14 protein-coding genes and 1 pseudogene are annotated in these 14,568 nt (G+C 37.0%); 10 read left to right on the top strand and 5 right to left on the bottom strand.

Annotated elements, in window-relative coordinates; genetic code table 11:
• The first annotated feature begins 47 nt into the window (after nt 1-47).
• From lpxD to FB551_RS12380, 7 genes are all read left to right on the top strand, one after another.
• Entirely contained in the window at nt 48-1,079 is a 1,032-nt protein-coding gene (gene lpxD / locus FB551_RS12410) for a UDP-3-O-(3-hydroxymyristoyl)glucosamine N-acyltransferase (RefSeq protein ID WP_047434496.1), read from the top strand.
• Nucleotides 1,072-2,469 carry a bifunctional UDP-3-O-[3-hydroxymyristoyl] N-acetylglucosamine deacetylase/3-hydroxyacyl-ACP dehydratase gene (locus FB551_RS12405; RefSeq protein WP_047434493.1) on the top strand — a complete coding sequence of 466 codons (1,398 nt, stop codon included), beginning with the start codon at nt 1,072-1,074 and terminating at the stop codon, nt 2,467-2,469. The genes lpxD and FB551_RS12405 overlap by 8 nt, the downstream gene beginning before the upstream one ends.
• Nucleotides 2,470-3,264 carry an acyl-ACP--UDP-N-acetylglucosamine O-acyltransferase gene (gene lpxA / locus FB551_RS12400; RefSeq protein ID WP_047434491.1) on the top strand — a complete coding sequence of 265 codons (795 nt, stop codon included), beginning with the start codon at nt 2,470-2,472 and terminating at the stop codon, nt 3,262-3,264. It abuts the gene before it with no gap.
• An 84-nt stretch (nt 3,265-3,348) separates the two neighbouring features.
• The gene (efp, locus tag FB551_RS12395) at nt 3,349-3,915 is read left to right on the top strand and encodes an elongation factor P (protein WP_047434488.1); all 567 of its coding nucleotides are present in this window, start codon (nt 3,349-3,351) and stop codon (nt 3,913-3,915) included.
• Nucleotides 3,916-3,982: 67 nt separating this feature from the next.
• Nucleotides 3,983-4,885 (top strand): UDP-3-O-(3-hydroxymyristoyl)glucosamine N-acyltransferase, encoded by a 903-nt coding sequence (locus tag FB551_RS12390; RefSeq protein ID WP_047434485.1) that lies wholly within the window; start codon nt 3,983-3,985, stop codon nt 4,883-4,885.
• Between the two features lie 90 nt (nt 4,886-4,975).
• Entirely contained in the window at nt 4,976-5,848 is an 873-nt protein-coding gene (gene sucD / locus FB551_RS12385) for a succinate--CoA ligase subunit alpha (RefSeq protein WP_034699171.1), read from the top strand.
• Nucleotides 5,849-5,863: 15 nt separating this feature from the next.
• On the top strand, nt 5,864-6,535 hold the full coding sequence (locus FB551_RS12380) for a porin family protein (RefSeq protein ID WP_047434482.1): 672 nt from the start codon (nt 5,864-5,866) through the stop codon (nt 6,533-6,535).
• Between the two features lie 101 nt (nt 6,536-6,636).
• On the opposite strand, the gene FB551_RS12375 is transcribed toward FB551_RS12380, so the two are convergent.
• From FB551_RS12375 to FB551_RS12365, 3 genes are all read right to left on the bottom strand, one after another.
• Entirely contained in the window at nt 6,637-7,947 is a 1,311-nt protein-coding gene (locus FB551_RS12375; protein ID WP_142017736.1) for an ABC transporter permease, read from the bottom strand.
• A 4-nt stretch (nt 7,948-7,951) separates the two neighbouring features.
• Complete coding sequence (locus tag FB551_RS12370) at nt 7,952-8,863, bottom strand: ABC transporter ATP-binding protein (RefSeq protein WP_142017735.1); 912 nt, start codon at nt 8,861-8,863, stop codon at nt 7,952-7,954.
• A 108-nt stretch (nt 8,864-8,971) separates the two neighbouring features.
• Complete coding sequence (locus tag FB551_RS12365) at nt 8,972-9,322, bottom strand: T9SS type A sorting domain-containing protein (protein ID WP_047434475.1); 351 nt, start codon at nt 9,320-9,322, stop codon at nt 8,972-8,974.
• Between the two features lie 118 nt (nt 9,323-9,440).
• Here FB551_RS12365 and hemB point away from each other — a divergent pair, with 118 nt between their 5' ends.
• The gene (gene hemB, locus FB551_RS12360) at nt 9,441-10,430 is read left to right on the top strand and encodes a porphobilinogen synthase (RefSeq protein ID WP_142017734.1); all 990 of its coding nucleotides are present in this window, start codon (nt 9,441-9,443) and stop codon (nt 10,428-10,430) included.
• Between the two features lie 73 nt (nt 10,431-10,503).
• Here the strand turns inward: hemB and FB551_RS12355 are convergent, their stop codons facing one another.
• Nucleotides 10,504-10,797 (bottom strand): TM2 domain-containing protein, encoded by a 294-nt coding sequence (locus tag FB551_RS12355; RefSeq protein ID WP_142017733.1) that lies wholly within the window; start codon nt 10,795-10,797, stop codon nt 10,504-10,506.
• A gap of 154 nt (nt 10,798-10,951) precedes the next feature.
• Between FB551_RS12355 and lptB the strand changes: the two are divergent.
• Together lptB and FB551_RS12345 are read left to right on the top strand one after the other, a co-directional pair.
• Nucleotides 10,952-11,677 (top strand): annotated as a pseudogene (lptB, locus tag FB551_RS12350) (LPS export ABC transporter ATP-binding protein); the annotation flags it as partial.
• 503 nt (nt 11,678-12,180) lie between these two features.
• Nucleotides 12,181-13,908: an ABC transporter ATP-binding protein gene (locus FB551_RS12345; protein ID WP_052187160.1), complete on the top strand. Its 1,728-nt coding sequence runs from the start codon at nt 12,181-12,183 to the stop codon at nt 13,906-13,908.
• 50 nt (nt 13,909-13,958) lie between these two features.
• On the opposite strand, the gene FB551_RS12340 is transcribed toward FB551_RS12345, so the two are convergent.
• Nucleotides 13,959-14,423: a carboxymuconolactone decarboxylase family protein gene (locus FB551_RS12340; RefSeq protein ID WP_142017731.1), complete on the bottom strand. Its 465-nt coding sequence runs from the start codon at nt 14,421-14,423 to the stop codon at nt 13,959-13,961.
• Nucleotides 14,424-14,568: the final 145 nt, after the last annotated feature.

The raw sequence follows: 14,568 nt of genomic DNA, 5'->3' as shown, positions 1-14,568 counted from the left end.
AACTAAAACATGTTTGCAAATTATAGAATTTCTTATCTTTGCAGAATATGGAATTTACAGCTTCGCAAATTGCAAGTTTTATTGACGGAAAAATAATAGGTGACGAGAATGCACTTATTACGGGAGTTTCACCAATTGAAAATGGAGAATCAGGACATCTTTCTTTTATAGCACAAGATAGATTTTCTCATTATTTGGATAGCTCAAAGTGCTCTGTTATCATCGTTTCGGAACAACTTCTGGAGAAAAATCATTATAACCCTACCTTAATCGTTGTAAAAGATGCCTATCTGTCTTTTCAGATTCTGATGAATTTATATCAGGAAATGCAGGGAAGAAAAGAAGGTATTGAAAATGGCTCATCTATTCATGACACAGCTGCTATAGGGGATAAAGCCTATATCGGAGCATTTACGTATGTTTCTGAGAAAGCTAAGATAGGAGAAGGATCACAGATCTATCCGCATGTATATATAGGAAAAGGAGTGAAAATTGGTAAAAACTGTAAGATAGACAGTGGTGCCAGAATTTATGACTACTGTATTATCGGAGATAACTGTGTGATTCATTCCAACACGGTAATCGGAGGGGATGGTTTTGGTTTCCAGCCAACAGCTGAAGGCTTCAAAAAGATACCACAGCTTGGAAATGTGATTATTGAGGATGATGTGGAAATTGGTTCAAACTGTAGTATTGACAGAGCTACAATAGGCTCTACAATAATAGGAAAAGGAACTAAGATCGATAATCTGATTCAGATTGCCCACAATGTGAAAATTGGTCAGAACAACGTCATTGCTGCACAGGCAGGAATTGCTGGCTCTACAACTATTGGTGACTGGAACCAGATTGGGGGACAGGTAGGTGTTGTAGGACACATCAAAATAGGGAATCAGGTGAAAATCCAGGCTCAGAGTGGTGTGAATTCCAGTGTTAATGACAGAGAAACATTGTATGGTTCACCCGCAATCAGCTACAATGACTATTTAAGGAGTTATGTTCATTTCAGGAATTTACCTGGAATAGTAAATAGAATAAATAATCTTGAGAATAACTCAAAAGATAATACTAATGAGTGATATGCAAAAAACACTTCAGCAGGAGGTAACTCTTGCTGGAATTGGCCTTCATACGGGTAGAGAAGTAAAACTTACCATTAAACCTGCTAAGGAAAATACAGGTTTCGTATTTGTAAGAACAGACCTGGAGGGACATCCTCAGGTAGAAGCGGATGTAAATTATGTTGTAGCAACGGAAAGAGGAACTACTTTAGAAAAATTAGGGGTAAAAATTACCACTTGCGAACATCTTTTAGCAGCCCTTGTTGGTTGTGATATTGATAACGCAATTTTAGAAATGGATGCCTCTGAACCACCAATTTTGGATGGATCCTCAAAGTACTTTGTGGAAGCTATCGAAAGTGTGGGAGTCGTTGAACAAACTGTTGCAAGGGAGTATCTTGTTGTAAAAGAAGTTCTTACATACAGTGATCCGGCTACAGGTTCGGAAATTACCATCATTCCATCAGATACTTACGAAGTAACTACCATGGTAGATTTTGGGACTAAAGTACTTGGTACTCAGAATGCTACTCTTAAAAATATTTCAGAATTTAAAGACGAAATCTCATCAGCAAGAACATTCAGCTTCCTGCATGAATTGGAAATGCTTTTAGATCATGGTTTGATCAAAGGTGGAGATATTTCCAATGCCATTGTATATGTAGATAAAGATCTTACGCCTGAAACAACAGAAAAATTAAAGAAAGCCTTTGGAAAAGATAATGTATCGATCAGACCAAACGGTATTCTTGACAATCTTAATTTAAATTATCCTAACGAAGCTGCGAGACACAAATTACTTGATGTAATTGGTGACCTTGCTTTGGCAGGAGTAAAAATAAAAGGTAAAGTTATTGCTAACAAACCGGGACACTTTGTGAATACTCAGTTTGCGAAAAAACTAAACCGCCAGTGGAAATTGCAGAAAAAGAAAAATGTTCCGGATTTTGACCTGACAAAAGAACCGGTATTCGATATCAACGGAATTATGAAGCTTATGCCTCACAGACCCCCGTTCTTATTAATTGATAAAGTTCTTGAACTTTCAGACTCTCACGTGGTAGGTTTGAAAAATGTAACAATGAACGAACCTTTCTTCGTTGGACATTTTCCTAAAGAACCTGTAATGCCTGGAGTTCTTCAGGTAGAAGCATTAGCACAGACAGGAGGAATTCTTGTATTGGCCAGCGTTCCGGATCCTGAAAACTATTCTACTTATTTCATCAAAATTGATAAGGTGAAATTCAAGAGAAAAGTAATTCCAGGAGATACGCTTATATTCAAAATTGAATTAATTGAGCCTATCAGAAGAGGAATTGTTCATATGCAGGGGTATGGATATGTAGGAGACACTGTAGCAGTAGAAGCAGAGCTTATGGCTCAAGTTGCAAAAAATAAAGTTGATTAAATGATTCATCAATTAGCAGCCGTAGATAAACGTGCGAAAATCAGCAAAAATGTAATCGTAGAACCTTTCACTACCATTGCAGGGGATGTAGAAATTGGAGAAGGAACATGGATTGGTCCTAACGTAACCATTATGGATGGTGCAAGAATAGGAAAAAACTGTAGGATTTTTCCCGGGACTGTAATCTCTGCAATTCCCCAGGATCTGAAATTTGATGGTGAAGATACCCAGGTAATTATTGGTGACGAAACGACAATCAGAGAGTGCGTTACCGTAAACAGAGGGACAAAGGCTTTAGGATATACAAAAATAGGAGCGAACTGCCTTATTATGGCTACTTCGCATATTGCCCATGATTGCGTTATTGGAGATCACGTTATCATCGTAAACGGTTGTGGTATTGCAGGTCATGTAGAGATTGGAGATTATACCGTTATGGGAGGTTTATCAGCAGTTCACCAATTCGGTAAAATCGGAAAACATGTAATGATTTCCGGAGGTACTTTGGTAAGAAAAGATATTCCACCTTATGTAAAGGTAGCAAGAGAGCCTATGTCTTATGCTGGTATCAATTCTGTCGGTTTAAGAAGAAGAGGGTTTACGAATGAAAAAATCTTTGAAATCCAGAAAATCTACAGAGCAATCTTCCAAATGAAGATGAACGTTTCCCAGGCTATTTCCCATATTGAAAAAGAAATGCTTCCAACGGCTGAAAGAGATGAAATCTTACAGTTTATTCAAAACTCACCAAGAGGGATCGTAAAAGGATACGGAACCGGTAAAGAGAGTAATTAAGAGAAATGCTAAAAAGCAAATTTGCAAATCTGCCTGTTTGCTTGCCAGCCAATACAATTTAAGTAAAAAAGATAATATATATTAATGGCAACAAGTAACGATATCAGAAAAGGTCTTTGCATCGAGTATAGCAATGATATTTTTAAAGTAATCGAGTTTCTTCACGTAAAACCAGGAAAAGGACCTGCTTTCGTAAGAACAAAATTAAAATCTGTGACTAACGGTAAAGTAATTGATAATACTTTCTCTGCAGGACACAAAATTGATGAAGTAAAAGTAATCACCAGAAAGTTCCAGTATCTGTATGATGATGAGAACGGATTCCACTTCATGAACAATGATGACTTCTCTCAGTTATACATCAATAAAGAAATGATTGAGAACTCTCAGTTTATGAAAGCTGGTGAAGAAGTAACAATCATCCTGAAAGAAGTTGATGAAACTCCACTTTCTGCTGAACTTCCACAATCCGTATACCTTGATGTTATCGAAGCTGATCCGGGTGTAAAAGGAAACACTGCAACAAACGCCCTTAAAAACGCAATCGTTGAAACAGGAGCAAGAGTAATGGTTCCTTTGTTCATCGAACCGGGAGACAGAATTAAAGTAAGCACTGAAGACGGTAGCTACTTAGAAAGAGTAAAAGAATAAATAAAATTTACATAAATTCGGTTTGCATCAGCACTCCGAATTTTGTTTTATAAGAAAATCTATTGTTATGAGATTCCATTCTCCGCAAAAGCTTAAAACGATTGCAGATATAATAGGCTCGGCATTTGTAGGGCCGGAAGATTTTGAAGTATTGGGAACTAATGAAATTCACATGGTAAAACCAGGTGATATTGTTTTTGTGAATCACCCCAAATATTATGACAAAGCATTAAACTCTGCAGCCACTATAATTTTAATTGATAAAGAAGTAGACTGTCCGGAAGGTAAAGCACTTTTAGTTTCTGACGATCCTTTCAGAGACTTTAATAAAATCAATACTCATTTTACCAGAATCTATAATTTCACAGAAGAACTTCACGACGTGGAAATAGGAGAGGGTACAAAGATTCACTCTTCAGCAGTGATCGGAAACAATGTGAAAATCGGGAAAAATACCTTAATCTTTCCTAATGTTGTCATTGGTGACCGTACAGAAATCGGTGATAATGTTATCATCCAGTCCAATACCGTACTAGGTGGTGATGCATTTTATTACAGAAAATTAAACGGAAATTTTGACCGTCTGATATCTGTTGGAAATGTTGTTATTGAAAACAACGTGGAGATAGGAAACGGCTGTACTATTGACAGGGGAGTTACAGACTCTACCATCATTGGAGAAGGCTCCGTTTTGGATAACCAGATTCAGATCGGACATGATACCGTTATCGGAAAAAAATGTCTGATTGCTTCTCAGGTAGGAATTGCAGGATGCTGTATCATCGGAGATGAGGTGACCTTATGGGGACAGGTAGGAATTGCTTCCGGTAACAAAATTGAGTCAGGATCCGTGCTTCTCGGAAAAACAGGGGTGAACAGAGATCTTGAAAAAGGAACCTATATCGGGATGTTTGCAGAAGATTTCAAGACTTATCTGAAAAAAGAAGTAAAGCTGAGAAATCTCAAATAAACAATTCCAAAGGTTTTATCTAAAATCAAAGAAATTTAAGTAAATTTGTGAGCATTAATAAAATAATAAATAAATTAAAACAACAATAAAATGTCAATTTTAGTAAACAAAGATTCTAAAGTAATTGTACAAGGATTTACAGGGAACGAAGGAACTTTCCACGCTGGTCAGATGATTGAATACGGAACAAATGTAGTAGGTGGTGTTACTCCAGGAAAAGGAGGTAGCGAGCACTTAGGAAAGCCGGTATTTAACACTGTAGCTGACGCTGTTTCAAAAGCAGGAGCAAACGTAAGTATCATTTTCGTACCACCGGCATTCGCAGCAGACGCTATCATGGAAGCTGCTGAAGCAGGTATCAAGGTAATCGTATGTATTACTGAAGGTATTCCTGTAGCTGATATGGTAAAAGTAAAATCTTATATTGCTGACAGAGACTGCAGATTAATCGGACCAAACTGCCCTGGAATCATTACTTCTGAAGAAGCTAAAATTGGTATTATGCCAGGTTTCGTTTTCAAAAAAGGTAAAGTAGGTATCGTTTCAAAATCAGGAACACTTACTTATGAAGCTGCTGACCAGGTTGTAAGAGCAGGTTATGGTATTTCTACTGCAATCGGTATCGGTGGTGACCCAATCATCGGAACAACTACAAGAGAAGCATTAGAACTTTTCATCAACGATCCGGAAACTGAAGCCGTTGTAATGATCGGTGAAATCGGTGGAGGTCTTGAAGCTGAAGCAGCAAGATGGTACAAAGCAAGCGGATCTACTAAACCGGTTGTAGGTTTCATCGCTGGACAAACAGCTCCAAAAGGAAGAACAATGGGTCACGCAGGTGCTATCGTTGGTGGTGCTGAAGATACAGCTCAGGCAAAAATGGAAATCATGAGAGAAAACGGTATTAACGTTGTTGATTCTCCTGCTGATATTGGTGCTACTGTAGCTAAGATTCTAGGATAATATAAAACTCAACATATGAAAAAACTTTTATTAGCCTCAGCTTTAACGCTTTCTGCTTTATCATTTGCGCAGGTGCAATGGAAAAGTACAAGATTTGGAGTAACAGGAGGTTTAAACTACTCCAGAGTATCTAACGCCCACAATCCTTCAGGCCCAAGATACACTTTCCAGGCTGGAGCTTTGGCATTGATCCCCGTAGGAAAGGCAAACCAATTCTTTATTCAACCTGAAGTTCAGTACTATGGTGCAGGAGAAACAGGAAAAGATAAAGATGCTAAAGGTGTAAGCGGTTATGATGCAATATATGCTAATAACTACCTGAGTGTGCCTCTTTATTTCAAAGGATATTTTTCTGAAGCAGAATCAGAATTCTTTGGACTAATAGGACCTAGATTTAACTTTTTGCTAAGCCAGAACGTTAAAGACGCTCCTGTAAGCAGGCCTTATTATGACCCGGATGTTACCGATCCCAACCAGCCGGCAGGTGTAAATGGTAAGGCGAAGAGCTTTAACTGGGGACTTGGACTGGGAGTAGGATATAGCTACAAAAGACAACTTGAAGTAGCTGTAAAATATGACTTAGGTCTTGGTGATACTTATCCTGGTCTTAAAAAAGAAACCAAGGGTACTGATAAGAAAAAATCAGAACAGGTAATTGCACTTACTTTAAGCTATATATTCAAATAGAATATTTCAGAATATAAAAAATCCCGGAAATTAAATTTCCGGGATTTTTTTATTACAAACCTTACAAAATAAAGGTATTGATTATTTAGCCTTTTTACTTCTTATCCCTTAATCCACTTCCAAAGCTCTTTTAAGGTAGCTTTATTTCCGTACATTAAAATTCCTACACGGTAGATTTTTCCGGCAAGGAAGATCATAAAAATTGTGGTTACCAGCAATAATGTAATAGACAGTGCAATCTGCCATGCAGGAACTCCGAACGGAATTCTGGCAATCATAGCAACCGGTGAAGTAAAAGGGATTATTGATAACCAGAAGCCTAAAGGGCCTTCCGGATTGTTCATCAATGTAAAACTCCCATACATTCCTAATGTTAACGGTAAGATCGCAAATAAAGTAAATTGCTGTGTTTCTGTTTCGTTATCCACCGCAGAACCAATAGCTGCATAAATAGAACTATAGAAAATATATCCTAAAAGGAAAAATACAATGAATACAAAAATGATTAACGGAAAATTCAGCTCCAGTAAACTGTGTGAAATCTGAGTCGCAAGCTGTCCCATATCCAGTTTGCTTGCAATCTCTTCATTTCCACCCGGAATATTTTTCTGAAGAGGAGAAAAGCCTGTATTTAATACCAATGCACCAATAACAGACATGGTAATCCAGATCAAAAACTGGGTCAGTGCAACCATTGTTACTCCCAGTATTTTTCCCATCATCAGTTCAAAAGGTTTTACAGAAGAAATAATGATCTCTACGACACGGTTATTTTTTTCTTCAAGCACACTTCGCATTACCCTTACCCCATAAATAATGATGAACATAAAAGTAACGTACATCAGTACCATACTTAATCCGGATTTCACCCCAAAAGCAAGATCAGAATCCTCTTTATTATTATCCGTTACATTAATGGTTTTTAAGGTAAAGTTTTTATCAAGATCATTTAACTGAGTTTCCTGAATGCCCAGTTGCTTGATTTTTTCTTTTCTCACAACATTGCTGATGTCAGATACAATCTGTTGCTTGGTATCAAACCCTATTTTACTGTTGATAATAAGTCTGGTTTCCTTTTCAAGGCCATCAAAATTCTGATTTTTCAATTCAGGAAGAATCAGGATACCATCCAGAGATTCATTTCCTTTTAGATTGTTAATCTTGGACTTTTCATCTGCTGCAGAAACAAAAACGTAGTTTAATTTATCATTGGATTTAAGCTGATTGGTAAACAGTCCGCTCTTATCAACCACTTCTATAATACTGTGTGACTCATTCGCCTTAAACATTAATCCTACAACTGCTCCGAAAGCAATAATCATCACAGGGGCAAGCAGGGTTAATATAATGAAAGACTTTTTCTTAACCTGCGTAAGAAACTCTCTCTTGGTAATTAAAAAAATATTATTCATAAAATTAAGAATGGTTACTTACAGCATTAATAAACACTTCATTCATACTTGGGATTCTTTCATCAAATGATCTTACTTTACCTACCTGTACAAGATCCAGAAGAATATTATTCTGACTTTCTTCGTTTTTCAGGTCAAAAGAGACAAGATTATTTTCATTGGATAGGTTGAAGATCTCATATTTGTTTCTGAAATTTTCAAACTGATCATTGCTTACCTCAGAAAGCGTAATTCCAAAAATATTTTTCTTGAATTTTTCTCTTACATCAAAAACTCTTCCGTCAATAATTTTCTTTGAATTGTTGATTAAAGCAACATAATCACACATTTCCTCCACACTTTCCATTCTGTGGGTAGAAAGAATGATGGTCGTTCCGTTATTTTTAAGATCAATGATCTGGTCCTTAATTAAGTTGGCATTCACGGGGTCAAAACCTGAAAAAGGTTCATCAAGAATCAACAAATGAGGTCTGTGAAGAACAGTAACTACAAACTGGATTTTTTGAGCCATTCCTTTAGAAAGTTCAGAAAGCTTTTTCTTCCACCATTGGTCGATGTTCAGTTTTTCAAACCATTTTTTGGCTTCATTCAAAGCATCGCTTTTGCTCATTCCCTTCAGTTCCCCGAAATACAGGATCTGATCACCAACAGTCATGTTTTTGTAAAGTCCTCTTTCTTCAGGCATATAGCCGATGTCTTTAATATGACCTGGGTTCAGCTTTTGACCATTGATCCGGATTTCTCCGGAGTCTGCCTGAGTAATTTGGTTAATGATACGGATAAAAGAAGTTTTTCCGGCTCCGTTGGGACCTAAAAGGCCATAAATACTGCCTTTTGGAACATGGATGCTAAAATCATCCAGTGCGACCTTTTTTCCGGCATTATAGGTCTTTTTAATATGTTCAGCTTTTAGCATTAAATTGTTCTTTTTTACTATTAGTATGAAAAAGTCCCGAAAGTTACGGAAATATTAAAACAGAATTAATGTAAAAGAAAAAATCCTGATGATTATCAGGATTTTAATTTATTGTTTCACGATTTGAGTAACTTTCTGTGTGTTGTCACTTAAAATATATCGGATCATATATTTTCCGGGCTTTAATTTTTCAATATTAATCTCTCCGGAGTTCATATTTACCGTATAATTAGCGACCTGCATACCCAAAATTGAATAAAAAGTCACGCTTTTGATTCTTAAAGAAGAATCTTTTGCCTTAATGATAAGGAAATCCTTTGCAGGATTCGGATAGGCAAGCAGTACACCATCATCCGCCTTTTGAGTGATGGAACCCGGCTCTCTAAGCTGAGCTTTTAAATTATTGGAAAACCCAACAAAAGTGCCTGCAAATAGAAATAAAAGTAAAAGTTTTTTCATCAAATTTATAATTTCTCGAATATATGTAACAAATGTAACAAATTCTACAATTTCATACAATAGTTTTTTGTAGAACTTATATTAAATTTGTAGAAACTTATTCAAAAAGTATTCCAAAATGATACATTCAAGAAATAGAAGACTTAGAGTTAATGAATCTATCAGAAGTCTGGTAAGAGAAAATGTGCTTACTACTGATGATTTTGTAATGCCGATCTTCGTAATGGAGGGCGAAAACAAGCAGGAAGCAATCCCATCTATGCCGGGTATTTTCAGGCGGAGTATAGATTTAACAGTGAAGGAATGTAAGGAATTATTTTCTTTGGGAGTGAAAGCTGTCAATTTGTACATGAAAGTGTCAGAACATCTGAAAGACAATACAGGAAAAGAAGCCTGGAACAAAGACGGATTGATGCAGAATACCATCAAAGCGATTAAAGATGTCGTTCCGGGAATGATTGTGATGCCCGATGTAGCCTTAGATCCTTATTCGATCTACGGACACGATGGAATCATCGAAAACGGAAAAGTTTTAAATGATGCTACCAATGATGCACTGGCAAGAATGTCAGTATCTCATGCCGAAGCAGGTGCTGATCTTGTGGCACCAAGTGATATGATGGACGGAAGAGTACAGATCATCCGTGAAGCATTGGAAGAAAGTGGATTTACAGATGTAGGAATTGTAAGCTATGCTGCCAAATATGCAAGTTCTTTCTATGGACCTTTCAGAAGCGCGCTAGACAGTGCTCCGAAAGATGATATGGAAATTCCGAAAGATAAAAAGACATACCAGATGGATTTCCACAATACCCGTGAAGCATTGAATGAGGTGTTTAAAGATATCCACGAAGGTGCAGATGTTATCATGATCAAACCGGGACTTCCTTACCTGGATATTGTTTCTAAAGTACGCGAAGCCATTGATCTTCCGATCGCAGTATACAATGTAAGCGGAGAATATGCCATGGTAAAAGCAGCTGCCCAAAACGGATGGCTGGATAATGATAAAACCATCCTTGAAAGCTTAACATGTTTCAAAAGAGCAGGAGCAGATATGATCTTTACTTATTTTGCAAAAGAAGCAGCTATCTTGTTGAATAAATAAGATCGCATGTATTAAAATAAAATTCCGGCTGTTCTGAAAAGAACAGCCGGAATTTTTATGATTTTTCTGATTCTTATAACCAGCCTTTTTTCCCATACACATACGTATCATCGAATTGTTTATCGCTCATAAAGAGATATAAAATACCTTCAATAAAAGGTATGATGGAGGCTGCACCTAAAGTGACAACATTCAGAACCAATTGAATAATTCCCTCTTTTGTATAGCCCAGGTAAAATTTATTTAAAGCCAGCCACCCCACAAGAATTCCCAATATAGCTGCAGGGATTTTCTTTTCTGAACGGTAAGGAACATTGCTTTGCTGGTTGTGCACATTTTCTGTTTTTGTATACCCGTAATTTTCCATTTCTTATTATTTGTAATTGATTGAGATGTTTTATGATGAGTAGATTAAAATGATGAAAAGTTACAATGGTTTGTAAATGAACAAGTTTGCATTTAACCTAAACAAGTTGATATTAACCTATAAGTGAAGTTTATATTTTTGATATATTTGCCCTATGATTTTACGAGGAGAAAACTTAATCAAGGAATACGGTCCTAAAAAAGTTGTAAAAGGCGTTTCTGTACAGGTTCAACAGGGAGAAATTGTTGGTTTGCTGGGTCCGAATGGGGCAGGAAAAACCACATCGTTTTATATGATTGTAGGGTTGGTTAAGCCTACTTCAGGAAAAATTTTCCTGGACAAGCAGGAGATCACTACCGATGCCATGTACCGAAGAGCCCAGAAAGGAATCGGATATCTGGCACAGGAAGCTTCCGTTTTCAGAAAATTGTCTGTGGAAGAAAACATCATGGGAGTATTGCAGCTGACCAAGCTTTCGAAGCGTGAACAACAGATCAAATGTGATGAACTGATTGAAGAGTTTTCTTTACAGCATGTCCGTAAAAACAGAGGAGATTTTCTTTCCGGAGGAGAAAGACGTAGAACAGAAATTGCACGTTGTCTTGCCACAAGCCCGAACTTTATTCTTCTGGATGAACCTTTCGCAGGGGTAGACCCGATTGCCGTAGAAGATATTCAGAAAATCGTAAGAAGTCTTGTCGATAAAAATATAGGAATTCTGATTACCGACCACAACGTACAGCAAACCCTGGCAATTACCAACAAAACTTATATCATGTTTGAAGGAAAGATCCTGAAAGAAGGACTTCCGGAAGATCTTGCCAATGATCCGCAGGTAAGAGAAGCCTATCTGGGTGAAAACTTCGTGTATCAAAGTATTTTAGATAAGCCTAAAAAGAAGAAGTATGCTTATAATATCTGGGCTGGTAACTTTGATTCCAAAGCACAGCTGCAGGGATTTGTCAATGAAAATTTCAGTCAGTTTGATGATCTCCGATTGTTACATGGCTTTGAAGAAGTCAGCTTTGCTACCTTAGCGAACTCTGAAATTGAACATATTTTTAATGATGTAGTGGATAAAAATGCTAACAATTCATTTGTTTTACAGAAAAAGGAAATCAATTCCCAATATTCTTTAGAACAGGCAGAAGCAGAGTCTAAAGAAGCCAGCAGAAAAGAACTGCATTACCTTACAACTTACATGTATGAAGGATAAAATATAAACATTCACTTGCTGAACATGATAATAAAACGTACCTTTTTCTTTTGAAAGCGGTACGTTTTTCATTTAAAATGATTTCTATGGCTAAACCTTTTAACAGAACCGTTACCTTATTCGGAATCTATAAACAACTTGTTCCATTCATCAGACCTTATCGTCCCATGATTTACGGAACACTGTTTCTTACTTTTCTGGGAGCTCTTGCAGCACAGGTCAACCCGATTGTTTTGAAATACACGGTGGATGAAGTCACCAAGCTTACTCATCTTCCACATCCGATGTCGGAGGGAATTCATATTCTTATCATTATTTCCATTATTTTACTGGGAAAAGAGCTGTTGAACATTTTTATCAACTTCGGACAGAAATTTTACGGCGAAAAAATAAGGATTAATGTGAGCTCCGTGCTGGCACAATCAGCCATTGATAAGATTTTAACTTACAGAGTCGCTTATTTTAATGATGAAAACCACGAGTCCGGAAAGTTACAGATCAGGATAGACCGCGGAATAGAAAGTCTGACAAGATTAGTTCAGAACTTTTTTATTGATATCCTGCCTCTTTTTTCCAATGCCATCATTGCCCTTATCATTATGTATATGCAGAATGTGTACGTAGGGCTCGTTTCTACGATCATTGTTCCCATTTATTTCTACATCAGTTCGCTGCAGGCCAAAAAACTGGGCGGAGTGAGACGCCAGCTTAGAAATCAGAGAGAAAAAAAGACATCAGGACTGTTGAACCTGATCAATTCTATCATGGTGATTAAAAGTTTTGTCCGTGAAAAATTTGAAGGAAAAAAACAATATGACCTGCAGATGGAACTCATGGAAAGCCAGATGATCACAAGAAGAACCAATTTTATTTATGATGGGTTAAAAACTTTTATTGAGCAGTTCGGTGTTGTTCTGATTATTCTTTTAACCGTTTATCTGGTGCTTGATCAGCAAATGACTATCGGTGCTATCATGCTTCATATTATGCTTTTTAATAACGTTTCGGCACCAATCCGACAGCTCCACAGGATTTATGATGATATGAACGATGCCATGATTTATGCCGAAGGGTATTTTGATATTCTGAATGCAGATCATGAAACAGAATCCAACGGAAACTTTGTAGAAAAAGAAATCAAAGGAACTTTTGAACTGAAGAATGTTGATTTCACTTATCCCAACGGTACGAAAGCTTTACATAATGTTTCCATGAAAATTGAAAACGGGAAAACGACAGCTTTGGTAGGATTGAGCGGTGCAGGAAAATCAACGGTGATCAATCTTTTGTGTAAATTTTATCTTCCGGATTCCGGAGAGATTCTTTTGGATGGAGTCAACCTTAATGAATTTGACAATACTTTTCTGAGAAGTGATCTTGGTCTTGTACTCCAGAGAAATCATATCTTTCAGGGAAGTATAGAAGATAATATCCGTTACGGAGATATGAATGCCAGTTTTGAAAAAATTCAGGAGGCTGCAAAAAAAGCTTACCTGCATGATCAGATTATGGATCTTCCGGAAAAATACCAGCATGATGCCACTCAGCTTTCAGGAGGACAACAGCAGAGAATTGCCATTGCCAGATTATTTCTTAAAAATCCTCCCATTATCTTTCTGGATGAACCTACAGCCAGCCTGGATGCAATAGCCACTGAACAGATCAAAAATTCTTTAGATGCGATAAAAGAAGGCAGAACGGTAATCATTATTTCCCATTCACTTTCACAGATTCTGGATTCAGATACCATTTATGTGATGAAAAAAGGAAGAGTGGTTGAAAATGGTACTCATGATGAGCTTTACAATAAAGAAGGTACGTATCGTGAGATTTTTGATGCGTCTGCCCGCAGTTTGAATCTCGATAAACTGGTGAATACTTTTAAAGAAAATTAAATAAAAAACTCAGCGGCCAGGCTGAGTTTTTTACATTTTTGTAATCATAGTTACATTGCTTTTTCCGGAACCTGGTACGCTCCTACATCTGCTCCAAAGGCAATATTAATTCTGTTATAACTGTTGATCGCAATCACAGCCATAGTTAAATCTACCATTTCAGTTTCAGAAAAATGATGACTTACCTTTGCGTAAATTTCATCATTCACTTCTTTACCGTTTAAAGCAGTTAAAGTCTCTGCCCATAACAATCCGGCTTTTTCTTTATCTGTATAAAATGAACATTCTCTCCAGGCGCTTACCAGAAATATTCTCTGCTCAGTTTCACCTTTTGCTCTCAATTCTTTGGAATGCATATCCAGGCAGAAAGCACATCCGTTCATTTGTGAAACACGGAAATACATCAGTTCCAGAAATGAATTGTCCAGTGAAGAGTTTTGAACCTGAAATCCCATGTTGTGAAGTGCATTTACAGCCTTGTTTCCGATCGCAAATGCGTTGATTCTTTGTGACATAATATTTGTTTTTTTTGATTAATTATGTGACAAATGTAGAACTGTATTTTCCTGAATTTTTTTACAAATGATAAATTTTATAAGGAAAGATTTTTAAAAGCTGGATGCTGGAAGTTACTGTTAGGTAGATGATATATATCCGGTC

This window comes from Chryseobacterium aquifrigidense (assembly GCF_006716485.1).
Taxonomy (GTDB): Bacteria; Bacteroidota; Bacteroidia; order Flavobacteriales; family Weeksellaceae; genus Chryseobacterium; species Chryseobacterium vietnamense.
This window is presented reverse-complemented; position numbering and strand designations above follow the sequence as displayed.